Source organism: Paraburkholderia sp. UCT2 (assembly GCF_014397665.1).
Taxonomy (GTDB): Bacteria; Pseudomonadota; Gammaproteobacteria; order Burkholderiales; family Burkholderiaceae; genus Paraburkholderia; species Paraburkholderia tuberum.
On sequence record NZ_VZQO01000064.1, the window covers coordinates 1 to 20357 of the forward strand.

Genomic DNA, 20357 nt, shown 5'->3' on the forward strand with positions numbered 1-20357 from the left:
TTACCGTCACGACCACATCGCTTTCGCCCGGTACGTCAGTGGGTTCGATTTTCATGTCCACGTCCTGACTGCTGACGCGCTTCATCTGTTCCAGTCCCTGTTCGAGGTCGCGCAGGTTCAGCATGTCGCCGTCGCGGGCCGGGAAGGCGGTTTTCCATGTGCCGCGCGTGGCGGGATCGGCAAAGCGGATCGTTCGCACGACACCCGGCACCAGTGCGAACTTCAGCACGCCGCTTGACAGGTCCTGCTCAGGCAGCAGTACGCGCGTGGTGATGTAGCCGCGACCGAGAATAGCCTGCTGCAGTCCCTTCGTGAGCGTGTCGAGTCCCGCCTTGCCTACACATTGGCCCGTGTAGTGGTCAAGCCATTCGCGCGCGAACGCGAAGCGGTCCAAAGGCAATGCAGATGCGCCTTGCGAGCGGACGGCATCGGGTAGCGACGCTGGCACGTCAAGCACGAACGAGTCAATGCGGAAGCACGGCGTTTCAGCCGGCAGATCAGGCCAGACAGAGGCGTGCTCAACCTTCGAACGCACCGAGGGCGCATTGACAGTGGCATTGCGTTCCTGTGCATTGCGTTGCTGCTCGACCTGCTGGCTCTGCTCGGCGTTCGCGCGTGCCGCTGCTGCGGTGTCGGCTGGCGTAGGCGCTTGTTGAGCGTTTGACGCGAACGATACCAAAGCCGTAAGCGGCAGCGCCGCCAGGCTCTTGCTGATTTTCATTGTTAAATAATTTCGTGATGCCTATATGGCCGCATCGCGAACCTTATATAGGGTTCGCGTACGGTCAACAGCCGGGTGGATTTATCGGGGGGTGAATACCCTGTATAGCAAGTCAAAACCTGCCGCTTGAACTATCGACCTTGCTTGTTCAAAGAAGCGAACTCCTGCGACCGACAAGGGATATTTCGAAACAAGCTCGATTTCACATCTGGCGCCGGTAGCATCGGGGTAGTTTTGATACAGCTCGCCGCCCTCTACGAACCGAAGGTAAGAATTGATCTTCTCTTGCAAAAGCCAAAGATGTTCCTTTTCTTCTTCGGGGTCATCCCATGCAAAATGGTCAGAAATTGCCAGGCGCACGATCTTTTTAGCCGGATCAACACCGATAAAGTCAACTACGTTCGTTTCAGAAATCGACATTTACTTAGATTGACCCAATAAGGTCACTTGCCGGCAGTCGTCTCAGTAGTTCGCTTGAATCCGAACTGACTTCCTCTTTGCCAAAAGTGATTTTTACGTGACCGTCTTTGAGTATGGCCGACGACGAAGCAGGCAACGCCAGAAACTGAATTACTTCCGGCCGCTTGCTCGCGATCTCAAACAGTGACGCTAAACGTCCATCGCCAGAAGTATTCTCTTCAGTCGTGAACAGCCATCCTGAACCAGTGCCCTTCGGCGGATCGCGGAACATCTGAAAATTCTTCGCCTCAATGAAGTCGGGGGAGATGACTCCAGACTGTCTCAACGAGGGGAACGAAGGCTCTACACCCAACAGTTCCGCGACGCTCTTTTGAACGATCAATTGTCTGTACGTTTTGCTTGCGCCGCGTTCCCAAACAATCGGAACCTCACTGAACCGAGGTTCCCAAACGTCCAGCTCACCAGTTTCAGTGGACTTCAGCATTAGCATCATCCAACCCATCTGAACGGTTTTTCCCGCCTTGAAGACAGTCCCCTGTCGAACTGCATCTTCAAAGTAAGAGAGTACCGGTTCTGCTCCGAACGCTGGACCGGATGGTAACGAGACTACGATATCGGGATGTCCGAAGAGTCCCTGAAAGTTCGTTTTCACTTCAGTCATGATCTGATTTACGCGCCTATACGATGGATAACCGACTCAGATCAAACAGATCGGGATTGGCGTTTTCAAGCGCATCTTCGAATCGGTTCCATCCGTGCTCTTTTACGAACAAGCATTCCGCTTCGATCAACGGGACGAGCCACACAATTACCGTCGGGATTGCGTCGCCATCGTAACAAACCAGCGGCTCAGGAAAAATGACCGGGCTCGTCGCATATATTGAATCCGCCGCCACCCCCGGTATCAGCGGAACACTTGGCCCGACTACGTCGCCGCGCAGTAATGGCCGCTTTTGGTCCCTGACATATGTGGCGAAGGTCAGCAGGAACGATGCGACATGTGCGGCTGGGTAGCTATCCCATGCAGCGAATATGAATTCCTGGCGGCAATACTTACCCTTGGAAAGCAAAACCTTGGATTCGCTTAGGCCAATAGTTGAGAACGTTGACGCACCTTTGCATGGTTGGTCCGCGAAACGCACTACCTGGAGCACGTCGCCAGTTGCCGAATCGTCTTTCCAGCCTTCAGCGATAAGGCCAAGATTCGTTTCCAGATGTTCAATGATTGTCATGTTATTGGCCTGCTGGATTCGCACCACGCGATTTCGGGCAAATAACGTGTCTCAACTGCATACGGCCTTCATGTTCGCGAGTGAGCCATCCAAATTGCTCGACATTGATCGGTTGCCCGCAGATGAAGCACTGGTTCGGCCATCCATGAGCACGCCAGTTTGCGATGTTCTGGAAGTCCGCTCCGTGTCCATATGCGGTCCACTCGTATCGAGACATACCTAGAAGCTCATGAACTGGAACAGTTCTGTTCATGTCTTCCAAAATCTCGCTGAGAATGTCTTCGGCATTCTCTTCCGTAATCTTCCCTTCAATCAGGTCTTGCAATACGTCGTACTTTTTCATGGCCTTAACGATTATTTAGCTTGCGACCAGGAACGGCATCCTTGTACAGTTCACCCGTCATCGGGTCCGCCGACCCCAAATGCACCCCTCGTTTGTTGTAGACCTCAATATCGTTATGAGTGTAGTCCCATTCATAGAGCAGCTTTCCATCAGTCTTTACGCCATTGCCTGCGTTACTCAGACCTTGCCAAATCGGACTATCAGCTTTCGACGGATTAGCTTGGCGGCCGTTTCCTCCGTTGCCGCCAGCGTTCAACGTCGCGATGTCAGGTTGGTACGCCGCTGATCCAGCGCCCGCAACGAGAGCTTGGCCCGCGCCATTCGCCAGCACCATCCCCGGACTAGCAGCAGGCGGCACGCCACCACCCATACCAACTATCGCATTCAAGCCGTTCGCAATGCCTTGCAGTGCCAGAGAGAACAGAGACGGCGATTTCTTCCCAGGGTCGCCCGTCAACGCACGCTCATCATCCATCGACTGGTTGTACAGTTGCACATTCGATGCCATCGCCGCGCCGGCCGTACCGCCGACGACAGCTCCACCGACGCCCGCTGCAATGTTGGCCGCGAGATTGCCGATCAGCTCCGATCCCGTCGCTGACGCTACACCCTTAGAGATATCGTTCAGCGAACCGGCCATCTTCGACGCCACGCCCGCGCCAGCAGCGCCTCCAATCGTGCTGAACGCGCTACCGCCACCGAGCCCACCAATCAGCGCACCGCCCGCAACGTGCAGTTCGGCGCGCGAATCACCACCCTCCTTCCAGTTGTTGTAGTCAGCCGCTGCTGCGGCCATGCCTTCGCTGTCGCCGCGATCGGACGCGGCCTTGTAGGCCGCCGCCGCTTCGTCGCGCTTCATATCCGCATACGCACCGATACCTTGCGACACCGCCTGACCCGCCGCCTGTGCAGCCTGCATCGTGTCGGCCTGCTGCGAAAGGATAGCGTTCACGTCCGGCGTTTTCGCAACCGTCCCGTTCGTGTTCGTCGTGTCGCGCGACAGGTTCGCAACGTCCTGCGTCTGGTCCGCGCCGTTCGTCAGGTTGATCGTACCCGCGCTGATCGCGCTGCGCGTCGTTGCGCTCTGATCGCCGCTTTCGTTCTGCGAAATCATCGGCGACACGCCTGGATGGCCGCTCACCGAACCGGGGCCAACCGCCTTGCCGGTGTTACCTCCAAAGCCCACGCCCGCACTGATGCCGTTGCTGTTGGCGTCATAGTGGGACTGGTTCTGGATGTCGCTGAACGTGAGCGTGCCGGTCGTCAGGCTGTTCTGCGACGCGTCGGCCGTGCTCGATATCACACCGCCCGTCAGATCCGTGTTGCCCTTGACATTGATGTTGAATCCACCGTCCCCGGCATTTATCCCGGCCTGTTCGTTGACGCCTGCATAGTTCGAATCGGCATGGCCGTTCTGCGCGCTGAAGCTGGCGCTGCCACCGCCCTGGCTGATCGTGAATCCGCCGCTCGTGCTGCTCTGGTGCGCAGCGCTGTTCGTCACATCCTGCACACTCACGATATTCAGGTTGCCGCCCACGTCAGCCGCGATCTGCTTGCCGTTGATCTGCGAGCCGATGATGTTCGTGTCGCCGCCCGATATCACCGTGACGCTGTTCGCGCCGTTCACATGCGAAGCATTCTGGATTGACGCGTCGCTGTTCGCGTCGCCATGCGCGTTCGACATTGCAGCCGAAACGCCAAAGCCGCCGCCCAGCGTGTACTGCACGCCAACGCTTGCGCTGCTGGAACTGTTCGAGCTACGCGTCGAATCGGTGTCGGTCGTGTTAATGACGTTCACCTGGTTTTTCGCCGCCAGAATGACATCGTTCGCGCTAATGTTCGACCCGGCGATAGTCAGGTCGCCGTTCGTCGCCACGAATCCCGCCGTGCCGCCTGCCTGCACGCTGGAGCCGCGTTGCACCGTTTGATCTTCCGACGACTGGCTTTCGCTCTTGCTGGACCCGATGCTGACCTTGATGCCAATATCCGGCTTGCCGTCCGCTGTCATGCCCGCAGAGGTCAGGCCGGTCAAGGCAACGTCGCCCGCCGCCGCAATGCTATGCAGCGCAGCCGCACGTTCGTTGCCCGTGCTGGTCGAATTCTTCGCTGCCTGACTTTCCGAATACGCGTTGTTGATCGCATCGCCGACCGAACCCGCCAGACCAATCGTGAGGCCGCTGCTGCTCGTCTTTTGCGTCTGCGCCTGGTGCGAGGTATCGGTAGCCGCGTCGATGATGACGTTCGCCGCCGTTCCGGCGAGGTTCCCGCCTGCGACAAGATCGCTGCCCGTGACGTGCAGGGTGTTGCCCGCCTGGATCGACAGGTCGCCGTTCAACGAACCGATTGTGCTCGCGTTGTTCGTGACACTCGATGCCTCATCGGTCATCGCGAGTTTGTTGGTGCCGACCGTGACGCTCAACCCGCTTGTTCCCAGACCCGTTCGCGTCTCCTCATAGGTGCTGGACGACTGCATGGTGTCCTGTGACGTGGTGATATTCACGTCATGCGCGGCACTGAGCGCGACATCGTTCGTCCCGACAATCGTGCTGCCCTTGACGCTGATGTCGTTGCCACTGGCGATAGTCACGGCGTCTGCGGAAACCATGCTGCCCTGCGAGAGCGTGGCGGTGGTGTTGCTCGAACTCGCCACTTCCTTGCCGCTTACGATATTGCTGTGGCTGTGCTGCTCCTGTTCGTTGTCGACGTGCGTTTCCGTTGCCGCACCGATGTTGACGTTACCGGCTGCGGCGAGCGTCGCGGTTCCCTGGTCGAGACTGATCGCGCTGCCCGTGACATTAATATCCTTGCCTGATACAACGGTCAGCGAATTGCCTGCATTGAGCGTCGTAGCCGTGAGCGTATCGTCCGAGCGGTGCGACGACTCCGAGTAACTAACGTGGCTATCGCTACCGGAACTGTTGCTGTCAACTGTTGAAGTTGATTTTGCCGCCTGCAAGTTCACATTGCCATTCGCAGCAAGCGTGCCGCCGCCCGCGAGATTGATGTTCGCGCCCGTCGCCGTCAGATCGCCGCCGACGCCAATCTGCGAAACGCCGCCGACATTGATCGAACTGCCTGTCGTCTGGTTGAGGCTGGTGTTCGACACGCCGTTCGCGCGCTCGACGATCTTATGTTCGCCAGTCTGTACCGAACCAATATCGTAGTTCCCGCCCACGGCCATACCGAGGTTGCCGCCCACGCTCAGGTTGCCCGCGTTCTGCTCGACGTTGCCGCCCGTGACGATCACAGCATCGCCCGCCACGTTCAGGTTCGCAACAGGGCCGAGCGTCGTCGTGGTGCGCGTCGCACCCGTCGCGCTAACCTGATCAACGGTCTTGACCGCCGTGTTCAGCAACAGGTCGCCGCCCGCGTTCAGCGCGAGGCTGCCCGCGTTCACGGTGGCCGAGGTCAGGTCAACATTGCCGGTGGTCGCCAGCGACATCAGGCCGCCGCTTTGCAGCTTGCCGAACGCGTTGTCGATCTGCTGGCCCTGAATCGACAGTGTGTTGCTCGCCTGTACCGTGCCGCTATTGCTGAAGGTCTGCGTGTTCTGAAGGTCGATGTCGGTCGCCGCAATCAACGGCCCGTTCATGTCCTGCTGGCTGGCCTTCGCGAGATAGACGACGGGCACGAGTACCTGTTGCCCGTTGACGGTCTCGGTCTGCATGATGATCACGTTGCTCGTGAGCGCTGCCACCTGTTCAGCCGACAGGCTCATGCCGAGCGGCAGATCAAGCGACTTCGACAGCGACGCGCCCGCGTCGAGCATCGCCTGATACATCGACTGAAGGTCGGTGTACGGACCGAGTACCGCCTTGCCGGTGAGCGACGTAATCTGGTTCCGAACCAGTTGCTGTTCGTAGAATCCATCGCCCAGGCGCTTTTCCGTCGTCTGCGGATTCAGGCCAAGCTGTTGCAGGTAGTAGTCGCTCGATATGAACGTCTTCTGGTTCGTGAACGCCGGGTTGGTCTCGATCAGGTAGGTTGCACCCGGTGCGGTCGCGGGGCTGAACAGTCCGCCCTGGGGAATCGAGAGGTTTTGCAGCACGTTCTGCGCAGTCGCATTGGCAATGACCGGATTGACCATACTGCCGCCGCCGTTGACCGAAGCTGCCCCGGCCTTCGTGCCATTCGCGTTGCCGCTCACGCCGCCGACAGTGACGCCGCCCAGCGACTGACCGGGGGCAAGACCGAGCGACGGAATGCCCGCGTTGCCCGCCGTGTTATCGATGTTCACGCCCGTGCCGGAAAGCGTTCCGCCCGCGACGAAGCTCGACTCGTAGCTCGGGAGCGCGTAAGAGCGGATATCAGCCGGTGCCGCCTGGGTATAGCCGCCCGGCCGTGAGCCAACAAACGGCGCATCGCCAAACGGTAGCGTCCAGTTGTGTTCGGTGTTGTCGTAGTTGTTGTAGTGGTAGTAGCCCGAGTACGTGACCTGCACTTCGGGCGCGCTCTGCCCCTGCCAGCTATTCTGGTCGAGCGTGGCAGGCGCGGCGATATTGCCCACTGCCGCGACCGCGCTCCAGTAGTTCTGGAACAGGCCGACCTTCGACGCGTCCAGATTGCCGCCGGCCATGATTTGCGCCTGCGGACTGATGCTCGCAATCAGGTTCGCGAGTGCTTCGCCCGTATAGGTCGTGTACTGGTAGCCGCTATTCCACTGACCGCCGTGCGGCGGGATCGTGTACACACCGCCAATCATGGTCAGGAATGCCGGGTTATCCGGCTGGGAGATGCCCCAGCCTATGTCCTGACCGGAGCAGGCGGCCATGTCGACCGCCGTGCAGCCCGACAGGCTGATGCCGAGCTGCGCGAGCAGGGCCGGATCGACCGACTGATTCAGGCCCGTCGTGGTCATCGTCGTGCGCGTGTTCGTCACCTGAGCGGCGTGCAGTTCCATGTCGCCGGCCGACTCGATCAGCGCCGACTGGTTGCGGATCAGGCTAGCGTTCGTGTAACTGCCGTCCGCATTCTTTCCGCCCGCCAGTACCACCTTGCCAAGACCGTAAATCGCCGTCGTCGCCTGGGTGTCGGTCGTCGTCGTGTCGTCGCGGTTCTCGATGTCGTTCGACAGCAGTTCGAGCGTTCCGTTACTGTCCGTCGCACCGATCAGTGCGGTCGGCCCGACGTTTGTAATTGATTGCGTGGCGTTCAGCGAGACGCTGCCGCCGACCATCGTCCCTGTGTTCTCCAGCGTGTTCGAATGCGTCGCGAGCGTGCCGCCCGCCATCATGAGGCCGCTATTCTGGACGTCGGCGGCATTGATGTTCAGGTTGTTCGCCGCCTCAACCAGCGCGCCATTGCTGAACGTGCCCGGCAGGGTAAAGGACAGGTCATGACCGGCGTTGAACTGCACATCTGGCGTGGGCGCAAAATCGCCCTGAACGCTCACTGCAACGTCATTGGCCGCGCTGTAGGCACCGCCGCCCGTCAGCGTCGCGGCATTCACGGCAAGGTCATGCGTCGCGCCAATCTGGCCGTTCGCGTTCGTCAGCGCGCCGGTCGTCGTGATTGCGACATCGCCATTCGACCCGGCAAGGTTGCCGATCTGGCCGCCGCTGTTGTCCACGATCTCCGCCTGAACCGCGAGGCTCGCGCCGCTCAGTTGACCGCCCTGCGTATTGGAGAGCGATGACGTGTCGACGGCCACGTTACCGTTGCCCGTCATCACGCCGCCACTGTTGACGGTCTGACTGCCGCCTTGCACGGTCATGTCGCCCGTGCCGAGATTGCTGACGAGACCGTTCGCGTTATTGACCGACGCGGCCTGAATGGCGAGCGTGCTCGCGTCACCCGTCCCGCCCGTGCCGGACTGGATCTGTCCGTTCGTGTTCGTCAGCGTGCCGCCGCTGGCGAGAGACAGCGACGAGAGAGAACGAACCGAGCCTTGCGTGTTGTTCAGGTCGCCCGCGATGTTCGCAGCGATATTGCCTTGTGCCGCGAGCACGCCATATAGATTGTTCAGGCTTGCCGCCTGCACTGCGATCTGCCCCGCCGCAATGATCTTGCCGCCGATGTTCGAAAAAACGCCTGCGCCATAACCGGGTGCGATTGTCAGCGTGCCCGTACCGGCATTGAGAATAGTGCCGTAGTCGTTGACGAGTGCACCGGGCGCGAGCGTGAAGTCCACGCTGTTCGTTTGCAGCGTGCCGCCGTTTGAATTGTCGAACGTGCCGCTGATGCTGAAGCCCATCGACGACGGGCCATACTGCGTGATCGTGCCGCCGTGGTTCAGCAGGTCCGTCGCTTTCAGTGCGAGCTGGTTTGCCTCAATATCGCCGCCGCCATTGTCGAGCGTCGTGCCCGTCGTCAGCGTGAGGTCGGGCGCGACAATCGAGCCTCCGTCATTGATCAGCGAGCCCGTGCTGATGGTTTCCTTCGTACCCGCACCGATCTGGCCGCCGTTATTGTTGAGCGTGCCGCTCGTGATGTTCGTATCCGTGTTCGACAGCAGCTTGCCGTTCGTGTTGTCCAGTTCCCCGCCGACTGTTGCCGTCAGGCCGTTCTGTGCGATCACCGAACCCGATGCGTTATCGAGCGCGCCGCCCTGAATCGAGACCTCGCCGTTCGTGGCAATCCTGCCGCCGACGTTGGATACTTCGCCAGCACCATTACCCGAATTGATCGACAGCTTGCCGGTCCCGGCATGCGTAATCGTGCCGCCATCGTTGTCGAGCGCGGCTGGTGCAAGAGTCAGGTCCGTGCTGTTGGTCTGGAGTGTGCCGCCTGCCGAGTTGTCAAGCGTGCCGGTCACGTCGAGCGTCGTCGCGCCAGTTCCGGTCTGCGTGACCGTGCCGCCGTGGTTCACAAGGTTAGCGGCGTGCAGCGTGAACTGGTCGGCGCTGGTCGTCCCGCCGCTGTTGTCGAACGTCGCGGCGAGAAGTGTGAGCGCGCGGGCCGCGCCAAACCGGCCGGTGTTCGTCAGCGTCGTGCCGGCCGAAAGCGTCATGTTCGCATTGGTCGCGAACGTGCCGCTGTTGAACAGAGCCTGCACGGCCGACGCAATCAGGCTCTGGACCGCAGTGATAGACCCTGCATTGGCGACCTGTCCTGACTGGATGCTGACGTTCCCGTTGCCGCCGATAGCGCCGCCCGCGCCGTTGTTGAGCAGGCCGGTCGTCGTGATGGAAACGCCGTCTGCGTTTAGCGATGCGACGCTCCCGCCCGAGTTATCGAGCGAACCACTCGACGAAGAAAGCGCGCCCGCGGCCTGCATCGTGCCGCCCTGGTTATTGATTGCGCCCGTAACGGACTCGGTCAGCGTGCCACCCGAAACGATCTGGCCATTGTGGTTCGAGAGTGCGCCCGCAGTGATGGTTTGCGCACCACCCGACGACATTGCGCCGTTGTCGTTCGTGAGCGTACCGGCCGCACGCGCGTCAAGCGCTCCGCCCGCCGTCGCGGTTGCGCCCGACAGGTTCAGGTCACCGCTGTTCGCAGCGAGTGAAAGCGCGCCGTTCGCCGACGTGCGACTGCCAGCGAGATTCACGCCGCTGCCTGAGAGCGACGCACTACCACCTGCGACATTCTGGCCATTGGCGTTCAACTGGCCGGATGCCGTTACGTCCAGGTCGCCGGTCTGCGCGAGCGAGCCGTCGCCGTTCACGCCCGCCGCGAGCGTGCCAGTCGAAGTCACCGAGCCAGCGCTCAGGGAAGTATTCTGCTGCGCGGCAACCATGCCGCTGTTCGTGACCGTACCGCTGGCCGAGAGCGTCGCGCTTTGCTGCGCGTAAGTCGTGCCACTGTTCTGGATATCGCCGCCGGTTGCGGCAAGATTGCCGCTTGCGCTCGTCTTGCCGGTGAGAGCTAACAGACCGTTCGATTGCAGCGTCAGGTCGCCCGCCTGCGCGGCGATCACGCCCTGGTTCGAAACACCTACGCCATACTCGTTGCTCGCCAGAAAAATCCGCCCGCTGTACATCCCTCCCAGCTGGCTCACATCAATCGAGACGGCTGGTGCGGGTCCGTCGCCTGCGATCGGCGTGAACGCAAGTGAGTCGTGACCGATCTGGTTTGCGCCCGTGATAACATTCAGGCTCTTTCCGGCGTACACCTCCGCATTGACCTGCACCGCGCGGGCCAGGAGGTCAACCTGGTCCACAGTCGAACCGTCGAGTCCCGCGCCTTGCACGGTGATGTTGCCGCCCCTTACACTAAAACCGGTGAGCGAACCATCGGGTGCGAAGTTCGGCGTACCGGTCGTCAGAATGGCACGCGAGGTATTCAGAAAGCCGCCGCCATTCACCGAAATGCCGGAGCCGTTAGCGATCACCACCTCTGCGCGTTGCCCTGCAACTTCGAGATGGCCGTTGATCTGACTCGCCGCGCTGCTGTTGACCTGGTTCAGGATGATGCGCGCGGCCTGGTTCGCCCCAAAGTTCGGGTTGCCATTGATCTGCCCGGCCTGCTGCGTGCCGGTGATAACGGGCGAATTATTGAGAATTGCGCCGTTTTTCTGTACGTCGAACTGTCCGTATGTATTTACGGATACACCAGCCGAAGACGGACGGTTAATGTCAACCTGTGGCAGACCATTCTGTGTCTGGATCACGGACGGCGCATGGGTACCACCCGGCACAATCTGCGCATGGGCGAGCATCGGGGCAAACAACGCGCCGCCCAGCCCCACCAGCACGGCAAATGCCACAGGGTGCAGCGCGAACCGGAAAGCATGCCGCCCGCTCGATTGAGCGATATGTGCCGCGCCTGCTACTTCTTCCTGATCGGTCTTGCGTGCGCCGCTCGCCGTTTCCTCAACCGCGACCAGCATACCTCTACATTGGCTGAAAACCAGCCTGAACATGTTCTTATTCATTCTGTGTAGCGTATTTTTATTAACTCCCCGAAAATACCTCAAGGCGCCGTTCTGGTGAGTTAAAAATTGTCAAATCGGTGCGACTGAAGCAACAACGGAAATTGAAAACAGGATGCGTCTGATAGACACGCAACGCCAATACAGGCGAATGAATTATGTAGAACGAAGAAGCGTGTGCTTCTCGCCGTGCAATTGAAAAAGGCAGCATCAAGCCGCCTTCATTGGGTTGCTGACAGAGCCAGTTAGTGCTTCGTCGTGGTCGTGCCAAGAGTCGCAAGTCTGTCCTGAACGCTTTGCGCCGCATCGACCAGCAGGTCCGCCGCATCGCGGGGAGTAAGACGACGGTTCGGAATACCCTTGGCGTCGAGCGCCAGAACCGTGAACAGTTCATGATCGCAATTGTTCATGCGCCTGTAGTCCTCGCCGATATGGATCATGACCTCAAGCAGATTCCGCTGATCGTGTCTTTCCTCAGGCGTTAAAGGATTCCTGAACAATAAAGTCGCAAGCGTAATCAGATGTTGAAGTTGCTGTCCCTGCCGTTCGCAAAGATGGAAGGCAGCCAGCGCGAGACGTTCATACTGAAGCGCGTCTACGGGGGGCGGGAAGAAGGCTGTTGCCTGGTAGCTTTGGTCATACGCGGTCCGGGTGATGGTTGAGGATGGCCCGGTCACACATAGGAAAGCGGGTGAGCGGGCACATGACAGGGTTAGCAGACCGGCGCAACACCAAACCGGCAGGCCCGAAGGCCTCCCCACTCGCGTCGATTGCCAGCAGCACGTTCGAGCGCGGCTGGGTGTCAACGTGCAGCGCGACCCGGATGCTGAACAGCTTATGAGCGCCTTGCCACAAGCCACATGGCGCACTACCTGAACGCTGCAAGCCTTCTCGATCTCGCGCGCGCGGCGCAGCGGCGCCCGGTGCAACAACGCGCCGCCGCGCCTTGCGAATGCACGGGCACTCCCCTCGACGGCTGGCAATCGCAACCGCTATCGCTCGACGAAACGCTGTTCGAGAAGACCGGCACACTGGTGCCGGAGGATGATCCCGAGCCGACCTTCAGCGAATATCTGCAAGATAAGACGCGCTACTGGTCGGCCGATGCGCCGGTCGCGCCGCGCTATTTCCCGTACAACCGCTGCGGCGTATGGCAGTGCTCGACCTGCGGGCGACTGTACATGCGCTATGTCGAAGGCGGCGGTTATTTTGTCGATCGCAGGATTCGCGCGGTAAATGCTGATCTGATCGAGGACGTGCCACTGCCCGCATAACGCGGTTTGCCATAGCCGCGCTTCACGCATCGTCCTTCCCCGTGCGCGCGACGCTCAGCAGTTCTCTAACGCGTCGCGCGAGATTCGACAACGCGCCGCCGGACCGCGCGACGGCCTGCTGTCTGTGTGGCATACGTTGCAGATCGTGCCAGTCGTCATCGAGCGCTCTTGCGTGAGCGTCGGCGCCATACGGCCATTCGACGACCACCGCGCGCAAGCGGGCGGCGCGCGAGCTTCTGTCGGCGCGATCGATATACGCATTGATCTGCGACGCCTCGTACCGCGCCGATTCCTCCGAATCCACGGCGATGAAGTCGTTCAGTCCTTCGATATGGACGCACCATAACTGTTCGCTCACGTCGCGTCTCCTACTACGTTTTTTTGGCCTGCCCGATCAGCCCAGTGACAACCGTGCAAACTCAGGTTCGGCCCTGAGCCGTTCCCAGTTCAGATCAGCGAAACACGGGCCTTGCGTCGCCTCGCTGAATTTGACGTCGTTGTGCTTGCCGTTCCACTCCATCACCTTGACCTGGCCGTTCGCGTCGACCGTGAGATCCCAGCCGATGCAGCGCGCAAACGGAATCTTCCTGTGCAGGCGTAGCACGGTGGCCATGCATTTCTCGAAACATGGAATCTTCAGGCCCGCAAAGCGCGCGCCCGAGTCTGGATGCGCGTCCACCGCGGCCCAGTCGCTCATATACCCCTCGTCGCACAGTTCGCCCGTTTCGAGTTCGACCGGCACGCATATCTCGCGATCGCTCAGCACATGCGTATCGTCCGCTCTGCCGAGTCGCAAGTAGCAGGCCCGAATGGAAATGCGACCGGCCTCGTCCACCACGGTCGTGAAGCGCAATGTCGCCACCGGCTTCGCAGCAAACGTAGCGAACAGACTGTGCTGGTTGATGAACGTCTGAACCACGCCATTGCCGAGCGACCTGATGACCGCGGGGTCGAAGTTGGCACGGTCGAAGAAGTAGACACCGTTGCCCTGTCCGGAACCGTCGAGCTTGAATACGACGCGTTCGGTATGCCCGAACACGACGTCTGTCAGATCGCGCTCGGGCACCACGACGCCCTTGTCGGTAAAGAACAGCCCATTGGCAAAGTACGCGACGTCCGGCAATTCGTCGCCGTCGAAGATCAGCCGTGAAATCGGCTTGAGGCTCGAAATCTTGCCGTACCAGCCTTGCATATGCGGCACGACGACGATGCCGTAGTAGTTGTCCGGAATCCAGCCTTCCTTGAAGGTGCCGCAAAACGCGGTATAAGCGCGCAGCCAGGGTGCGTAGACCGGGTCGCCGAACACGTCTCGCGCATAGGTGTCCGCGAGCCGCAGCTTGTTCGGATCGGTCTTGCCATACCTGCTTTCGAGTCGCTCCAATATTTTTCTCGCCTGCAATTCGTGATCGTGGTGAAAGCGATAAAGCGAGACCCGCTTCGCAGATCGTCTTACTAGATTTTCAACTCCGGATAGCATCATGCTCAGTACGCGTTTGGATGATGAAGCCCCTTGAAAATCGTGGCCAGAATGATCTTCATGTCGAGCCAGAACGACCAGTTGCGCAGGTAGTACAGATCGTGAGCGACGCGGCCCTCCATCTTTTCCAGGCGATCGGTTTCGCCGCGATAGCCGTTGATCTGCGCCCAGCCGGTAATGCCGGGTTTGATCCGATAACGGTGGATATAGCCCGATACGATGTTCTGATAGAGATCGTCGTGTTCGAGCGCATGCGGGCGCGGCCCCACCACCGACATATCGCCGCGCAGCACGTTGAAGAACTGCGGTAGTTCGTCGAGACTCGTGCGGCGCAGGAACGCGCCGACGGTCGTGATGCGTGGATCGTCGCGCGTGGCCTGTTCGAGAATGCCCGGCTTCTGCTCGTGCAGGCGCATCGTGCGGAACTTGTAGATCGTAAATACGCGGCCGTCGGCGCCTTTGCGACGCTGCGTGAAGAACACCGGCCCGCGCGAACTCAGTTTGACGGCGATCGCGCAGCCCAGCAGTATCGGCGAGATCGCGATCAACGCAACGAGCGCGAACAGACGATCGAACAGGTCTTTTTGCACCAAGGCCTTCGGCGGCAGCGGCGACGCGGCAAGATTGATCGTCGGCAAGCCGAGCAACTCGGTCATGCTGCCTTCGAACAGCGCAAGCGAGCGCACGTCGGGCATGAAGCGCACATTGATCAGGTCGTTGCGAAACTCCGCCACCAGCTTGAGAATCGCGCGCTCCTCGGTGAGCGGCAGCGCCAGCCACACTTCGCCGATCTGCTGTTCGCGCACGTAGCGAGCGAACGCACCCTGTTCTTCGAAGACCTGCACCGACGAGCGCGGCGGAATGCAGCAGCCGGGGTGCAGGTTATACAGCGCATTCGCGCGAAAGCCGGCCGCGGGCGACGTCTCGATCTTATGGATGATCTCGTCGCAATGTTCGCCGCACGCCGCCACCGCGACCTGCTGCAAGTTCATCCCCGCATGACGCATGCGCCCAAGCAACGCATGCGTGACCAGCCGGCCGGCCATCATTGCCGCGCCCGAAATGCCGGTCCAGTACACGAACCAGAGTCGCGACACGAAATCGATCCGGTGCAGCGAGAACATCAGCACCATCGCGCAGGCCTGCACGACGAGCCAGCCGAGCGCCACCTGGCTCGCCAGCACTCTTTTCGAGCGGCCACGCCACGATTGGTAGACGCCGAGCGCCGGAAAGACCGCGAGAGCGAACGCCGCGGCAAAAGCGACGAAGGCGAAATAAAAGCTCCGTTGCGAGCCGCCGTCGAAGCGGATCTGGGAGGCCGCAAATGCCCCAGCCACGATCATCGCGACGTCGAACGCTCTCGCCAGTAGACCAGTCAGCAATCGCATCACAGCCCCCTCATAGGACGTAGCAGGTCGACTCCGTCGCATCAGCCACAACGCCCGTACTTGTCGTCGAAACGAACGATGTCGTCTTCGCCGAGATAAGTACCCGACTGCACCTCGATGATCTGCAGCGGCACGCGGCCCGGATTTTCGAGCCGATGGCGAACACCCAACGGGATATAGGTCGATTCGTTTTCGCCAAGAAGAAACTGCTCTTCCCCACGCGTGACGTGTGCGGTTCCACACACCACGACCCAATGCTCGGCGCGATGATGATGCATCTGCAACGACAGACGGCCGCCGGGCATCACGACGATGCGCTTCACCTGAAAGCGCTCGCCATGATCGATCGAGTCGTAAAAGCCCCACGGGCGACGCACTTTTCTGTGCGCATCGGCCTCCGGCGACTTCTCGGCCCTGATCCGCGACACGAGTCCCTTGATGTCCTGCACATGCGAGCGATCCGCGACGAGCACCGCGTCGTCGGTTTCGATCACGATCATGTTGTTGGTGCCGACGCAGGCGAGAAGCCTGCCTCCTTGCGAGCGTGCGTAGGTCGCGGTAGCCCCTTCGAACACCACGCGGCCGCTGGCCGCGTTACCGCAGTCGTCCTTCTCCATCGCTTGCCATACGGCATCCCACGAGCCGAGATCGGACCAGCCTGCTTCGAGCGGCACCACCACGCCGGAAAACGCCGACTCCGGTTTGCCAAGCTGTTCCATCACCGCATAGTCGATCGAGTCGGACGGCGAACCCAGGAACCCCTCGGCGTCCGGCATGATGCATTCTTCAGTCTTCTTCGCGTCGCGGTATGCCTGAACGCAGGCCGCGTGCATGTCCGGCTGAAACTGCTCGATGATGGAGAGCCAAACCGACGCTCGCACGACGAAGATGCCGCTATTCCACCAGTAATCGCCCGACGCGACGTACTGGGCCGCGAGTTCCGTCGCGGGCTTCTCGACGAAGCGCTCGATGGGGCGCGCGCCGTCTGGCAACGCGTCGCCGAGCCGGATATAACCGAAGCCCGTGTCGGGCCGTTCGGGCGGTACGCCCAGCGTGACGATCGCGCCGTCGCGCGCATGCCTCGCGGCGATGTCCAGCGCGTGGTGAAGCGCTTCGAGATTCGCGATCGCATGGTCGGCGGGCATGGCGACCAGAATGGCGTCTTCGTCTTCCGCGCATACCGTCAACGCGGCAAGCGTCAATGCCGGCGCCGTATCGCGACGCGCGGGTTCGACCACGATCCGCGCGTGCACGCCGATCTCGCGCGCCTGTTCGTAAGTGGCGAAATAATGCTCGGTTCCGCAGACGATCACGGGATCGGCCGCGATGCTCCATGCGCCATCAAAACCCGCCATGCGCCCCATGGTTGCTTGCAGCAAAGTCTGATTGCCAATCACGTCGATCAGTTGTTTTGGAAACTGTTCGCGCGACACCGGCCACAACCGGGTGCCGGAACCACCGGCGAGAATCACCTGCACCAGCGTCGGAAACTCCGCCTCGGCAGAATCCTGTCGTATCGTTTCGACATCCGCTGCGGCTGCTGCCGCGGTAACCTTGCCCATCGCTCACTCCTTCGCATTGAAACCGGCTCGGGAACACGTTTCCCTCGAGGACACCGCATAACGCGGTGTGCCGCGATCCACGCAAATACCGTCTGATGTGATTCATGACAGGGCGTGCGCGTCAAACGGACCAGACCAGTAGTTCAGTTCGCAGTGAAAGATGCATGCGCCTGCAGCGAATCCGGCTCGATCGGGAAGTACCGAAACTGACTGGCCGAATCGCAATGGTCTGCTCGACAACGACGACCGGAAAACGATTGAAACGAAAGATCGGATGCGGCAAACGACCTGCATCGGATCTAGTCGACATCGTGCCCCGATGAATTCATCATAGTTAGACCGCATTGCGACGCAGCCCATCTGGCGCGAAGCGCGGAAGTTTTGGCGGTGCTCGCGGACTTGATTTAACAAGCTTGCGAACGAGCTTGCACTTCTATTGCAGGGCGCGCGATTGGAAATAAGCAGCGACACGTGCTACCGTTTAATGAACGTCCCGTGGCATTCATGTCAAAGATAAACAGCGGTGTGATCCCCGCGCGGCCCACACTGTGAGTTTTCCGCTGTTCCAATCTCGCCATCATCCAGCGCATGGGCACAACCCCAACCGGCGCGCCATTCGTTTCTGGAGTTGCAATGGCCTATATTTCGCTAGTCGCACTTTTCCTGACGGTCACGAATTTCGTGCCCATCAGTGCGATCGGCTTTGTCCCATTGCTGTTGCTGGCATGGCGCTTTTACGGCCGCAGTTATCCCGCGTTCATCGCGCCGCTTACCGCTTTCACGGTGCTCGCGACGGTCTCGACGCTGCTCTATGATCCGCAGTCGTTCCTCGACTTCGACTTTTATCGGCGCGACGGCAATTTTTTCATTTCCTATGCTCCCATTTTTGCCGGGTTCGTGTATGCGCACCGCTGGGATCTGCACAAGGTACTGCGTGCGCTGTTCATTTTCGCGGTCATCGTCAATCTGCCGATGTACGTCTACTACATCGCCACGAACGGGCTGTTTAGCATCTTCGTTAATCCGGCCGACAGTTTCGGCAGCTACTTCATTGCGCGCAACGCAGCCGGTGGCTTCCTGGCAATGCTGTTCTGTCTCGGCGTAGCGTGCTACCTGCAAAAACGCAGCAAGCTGCTGATCGCGCTGCTCGCCTGCAATGTGCTGATGCTGTTTTCGACCTACAGCCGTGGCTCGCTGCTTGGCGCGGCGGCCGTTCTGCCCTATCTGTACTTTGGCCGCAAGCGCTGGATTCTCGGCACGCTGATAGCCGTGCTGCTGCTAGCCTCGGTCGCCGTCGCGATCTACCATACCCAGCCGAACGTCGACTACATGGGCTATACGTTCGCGATTCACGCCAATGACGCCAAGGTCAACAACCTCAACATTCGCTACGAGTGGTTGTGGCCGCGAGCGCTCGCGTATTTCGTGCAAAGCCCGCTCGTCGGTCTCGGCTTCGGCTCCTTCGACGACCACATCGGCAGCCTCACCTCGTACTTCCATCTGTTCGCGGTGCCGTCCGACATAGTGATCGAGCACAGCGACTCGCACGCTCACAACTCGTATCTGAATATCCTCGCCGAGCTCGGCGTAGTGGGCTTGACGCTGATCCTCGCGTTCTTCTGGAGACTGATCGAGTGGAGCAGGCAGGGGGCGGCGTATGCCGCGTTGGTCGAGGGCGGCCGCCAGTTCGCGGCGTTCCGCTTCGTGGAGATTTCGTCGGTTTGCCTGCTGGTGATGTCGGCAACCGAGCATCGGCTCGTTTCGCCGTCGAATGTATTGATTCTTTCTCTGGTGATCTCGCTGCTGCTAGCCGCGCGTCCGCTGGCGGCCACCGCATTCAGGCCCGGCCCGCGCGGAGCGCGCAAGGCGGGCATCGTGGGCACGCGAGCTGCACAGCCCGTGCCCCAGCGCCCGACTCAGGGCGTAACGTCGGCAAGATGACGTTCTTCGGCCGGCAGCGACTGACTCGGCGCATAGGGAAGAAACTGTTCGACGCACGCATACGGCAGCCGCGCGTCGACGAAGCCCATCAGGGCCTTCTTGAAGTTCTCCGACGAAAACCGCTCGGCATTCTTGCGGCACATGCGTGCGTCGAATAGGGCTGCGTTGCTCTCGAACCGGGTAACGGCTTCGAGCAACGACGCGGTGCTTTGCTCACCGAAGAAAACCCCGGTGGGTCGCTCGAGCGGCAATCCCACCACCGATTCAAGCGCGCCACCGCGGCCGAAGGCGATCACCGGCGTGCCGCATGCCTGCGCTTCGACCACCGAAATACCGAAGTCTTCTTCCGCCGCGAACACGAACGCGCGCGCGCGCCGCAAATGATCGACCAGCACATCGGACGGCTGATGCCCGAGAATCTGGACGTTGTCGCCGGCCACCGCTTTGATCTTCTTCATCTCGGGACCGTCGCCGATCACGACCAGCTTGCGTTCAGGCGTTTGCGAAAAGGCCTGAACGATCAGATCGATACGCTTATAAGGCACCATCCGCGACGCCGTCACGTAGAAATCCTCTTTCTCCGTACCAATAGGCATGTTCACCAGATCGACCGGCGGATAGATCACGGTCGATTCGCGCTGATAGGCCTTTCTGATACGCCGCGCAATGAACTGAGAATTCGCGACGAGATGATCGACGCCGTTCGCGGAACGCGAATCCCAGCCTCGAATGTAATGAAGCAGCACGCGCGCCAACGCGGAGCGCAGCCCTGTGTCGAGATGGGATTCACGCAGGTACTGATGTTGCAGATCCCACGCATAGCGGATCGGCGAATGAATGTAGCTGATATGCATCTGGTTCGGCCCGGTCAACACGCCTTTCGCGACCGCGTGCGAGCTCGAAATGACGAGATCGTAGCCTGACAGATCCACCTGCTCGATCGCAATCGGCATCAACGGTAGATAGGCGCGGTATCGTCTTCGCGCAAACGGCATCTTCTGGATGAATGACGTGTTGACGGACTTCCCCTTCACGCAATCGCGGTCTTCGAGAAAATCGACAATCGAAAAGACATCCGCATCCGGGAAGCACTCGATGATGTTCTTCAATACTTTCTCGGCGCCGCCGGACACTACGAGCCAATCGTGAACAATAGCGACTTTCACTTCGACCTCCTGTGACAATCC

At 60.2% G+C, this 20357-nt stretch carries 14 protein-coding genes; 2 read left to right on the forward strand and 12 right to left on the reverse strand.

Annotated elements, in window-relative coordinates:
* From F6X39_RS33050 to F6X39_RS33080, 7 genes are all read right to left on the reverse strand, one after another.
* A partial coding sequence (locus tag F6X39_RS33050) for a ShlB/FhaC/HecB family hemolysin secretion/activation protein (protein ID WP_187619702.1) occupies window positions 1–721 on the reverse strand: 721 nt, incomplete at its 3' end.
* A gap of 81 nt (window positions 722–802) precedes the next feature.
* Entirely contained in the window at window positions 803–1141 is a 339-nt protein-coding gene (locus F6X39_RS33055) for a DUF6572 domain-containing protein (RefSeq protein WP_187619703.1), read from the reverse strand.
* 4 nt (window positions 1142–1145) lie between these two features.
* Window positions 1146–1802, reverse strand: a complete 657-nt coding sequence (locus F6X39_RS33060) for a hypothetical protein (RefSeq protein ID WP_187619704.1) — start codon at window positions 1800–1802, stop codon at window positions 1146–1148.
* A gap of 16 nt (window positions 1803–1818) precedes the next feature.
* A complete protein-coding gene (locus F6X39_RS33065; protein WP_187619705.1) occupies window positions 1819–2373 on the reverse strand; it encodes a suppressor of fused domain protein in 555 nt (184 codons plus the stop codon).
* A gap of 1 nt (window position 2374) precedes the next feature.
* Entirely contained in the window at window positions 2375–2716 is a 342-nt protein-coding gene (locus tag F6X39_RS33070) for a hypothetical protein (RefSeq protein ID WP_187611487.1), read from the reverse strand.
* Between the two features lie 4 nt (window positions 2717–2720).
* Window positions 2721–11531: a hemagglutinin repeat-containing protein gene (locus F6X39_RS33075; RefSeq protein WP_187619706.1), complete on the reverse strand. Its 8811-nt coding sequence runs from the start codon at window positions 11529–11531 to the stop codon at window positions 2721–2723.
* A gap of 242 nt (window positions 11532–11773) precedes the next feature.
* A complete protein-coding gene (locus F6X39_RS33080; RefSeq protein ID WP_222945387.1) occupies window positions 11774–12205 on the reverse strand; it encodes a hypothetical protein in 432 nt (143 codons plus the stop codon).
* A gap of 183 nt (window positions 12206–12388) precedes the next feature.
* On the opposite strand from F6X39_RS33080, the gene F6X39_RS33085 reads away from it, so the two are divergent.
* Window positions 12389–12802: a hypothetical protein gene (locus tag F6X39_RS33085; RefSeq protein WP_187619707.1), complete on the forward strand. Its 414-nt coding sequence runs from the start codon at window positions 12389–12391 to the stop codon at window positions 12800–12802.
* 22 nt (window positions 12803–12824) lie between these two features.
* Here the strand turns inward: F6X39_RS33085 and F6X39_RS33090 are convergent, their stop codons facing one another.
* The 4 genes from F6X39_RS33090 to F6X39_RS33105 all read right to left on the reverse strand — a co-directional run bounded on the left by F6X39_RS33090 (window position 12825) and on the right by F6X39_RS33105 (window position 17229).
* Window positions 12825–13160: a hypothetical protein gene (locus tag F6X39_RS33090; RefSeq protein WP_184064884.1), complete on the reverse strand. Its 336-nt coding sequence runs from the start codon at window positions 13158–13160 to the stop codon at window positions 12825–12827.
* Window positions 13161–13196: 36 nt separating this feature from the next.
* Window positions 13197–14183: a sugar-transfer associated ATP-grasp domain-containing protein gene (locus tag F6X39_RS33095; RefSeq protein WP_262414898.1), complete on the reverse strand. Its 987-nt coding sequence runs from the start codon at window positions 14181–14183 to the stop codon at window positions 13197–13199.
* Between the two features lie 101 nt (window positions 14184–14284).
* Entirely contained in the window at window positions 14285–15667 is a 1383-nt protein-coding gene (locus F6X39_RS33100; RefSeq protein WP_090809184.1) for an undecaprenyl-phosphate glucose phosphotransferase, read from the reverse strand.
* Between the two features lie 41 nt (window positions 15668–15708).
* A complete protein-coding gene (locus F6X39_RS33105; RefSeq protein WP_187619709.1) occupies window positions 15709–17229 on the reverse strand; it encodes a mannose-1-phosphate guanylyltransferase/mannose-6-phosphate isomerase in 1521 nt (506 codons plus the stop codon).
* Between the two features lie 633 nt (window positions 17230–17862).
* Here F6X39_RS33105 and F6X39_RS33110 point away from each other — a divergent pair.
* The gene (locus F6X39_RS33110; protein WP_187619710.1) at window positions 17863–19170 is read left to right on the forward strand and encodes an O-antigen ligase family protein; all 1308 of its coding nucleotides are present in this window, start codon (window positions 17863–17865) and stop codon (window positions 19168–19170) included.
* Here F6X39_RS33110 and F6X39_RS33115 read toward each other — a convergent pair.
* Window positions 19146–20336 (reverse strand): glycosyltransferase family 4 protein, encoded by a 1191-nt coding sequence (locus F6X39_RS33115; RefSeq protein WP_187619711.1) that lies wholly within the window; start codon window positions 20334–20336, stop codon window positions 19146–19148. The two genes, F6X39_RS33110 and F6X39_RS33115, sit on opposite strands and share 25 nt — an antisense overlap.
* Between the last annotated feature and the right edge of the window lie 21 nt (window positions 20337–20357).

Excerpts from the sequence above, each read along its gene's own strand:
- F6X39_RS33110 (WP_187619710.1), top strand. The coding sequence starts at position 17,863 with ATGGCCTATATTTCGCTAGTCGCACTTTTCCTGACGGTCACGAATTTC.
- F6X39_RS33070 (WP_187611487.1), bottom strand. The coding sequence starts at position 2,716 with ATGAAAAAGTACGACGTATTGCAAGACCTGATTGAAGGGAAGATTACG.
- F6X39_RS33060 (WP_187619704.1), bottom strand. The coding sequence starts at position 1,802 with ATGACTGAAGTGAAAACGAACTTTCAGGGACTCTTCGGACATCCCGAT.
- F6X39_RS33065 (WP_187619705.1), bottom strand. The coding sequence starts at position 2,373 with ATGACAATCATTGAACATCTGGAAACGAATCTTGGCCTTATCGCTGAA.
- F6X39_RS33055 (WP_187619703.1), bottom strand. The coding sequence starts at position 1,141 with ATGTCGATTTCTGAAACGAACGTAGTTGACTTTATCGGTGTTGATCCG.
- F6X39_RS33085 (WP_187619707.1), top strand. The coding sequence starts at position 12,389 with ATGGCGCACTACCTGAACGCTGCAAGCCTTCTCGATCTCGCGCGCGCG.
- F6X39_RS33075 (WP_187619706.1), bottom strand. The coding sequence starts at position 11,531 with ATGAATAAGAACATGTTCAGGCTGGTTTTCAGCCAATGTAGAGGTATG.
- F6X39_RS33105 (WP_187619709.1), bottom strand. The coding sequence starts at position 17,229 with ATGGGCAAGGTTACCGCGGCAGCAGCCGCAGCGGATGTCGAAACGATA.
- F6X39_RS33100 (WP_090809184.1), bottom strand. The coding sequence starts at position 15,667 with ATGCGATTGCTGACTGGTCTACTGGCGAGAGCGTTCGACGTCGCGATG.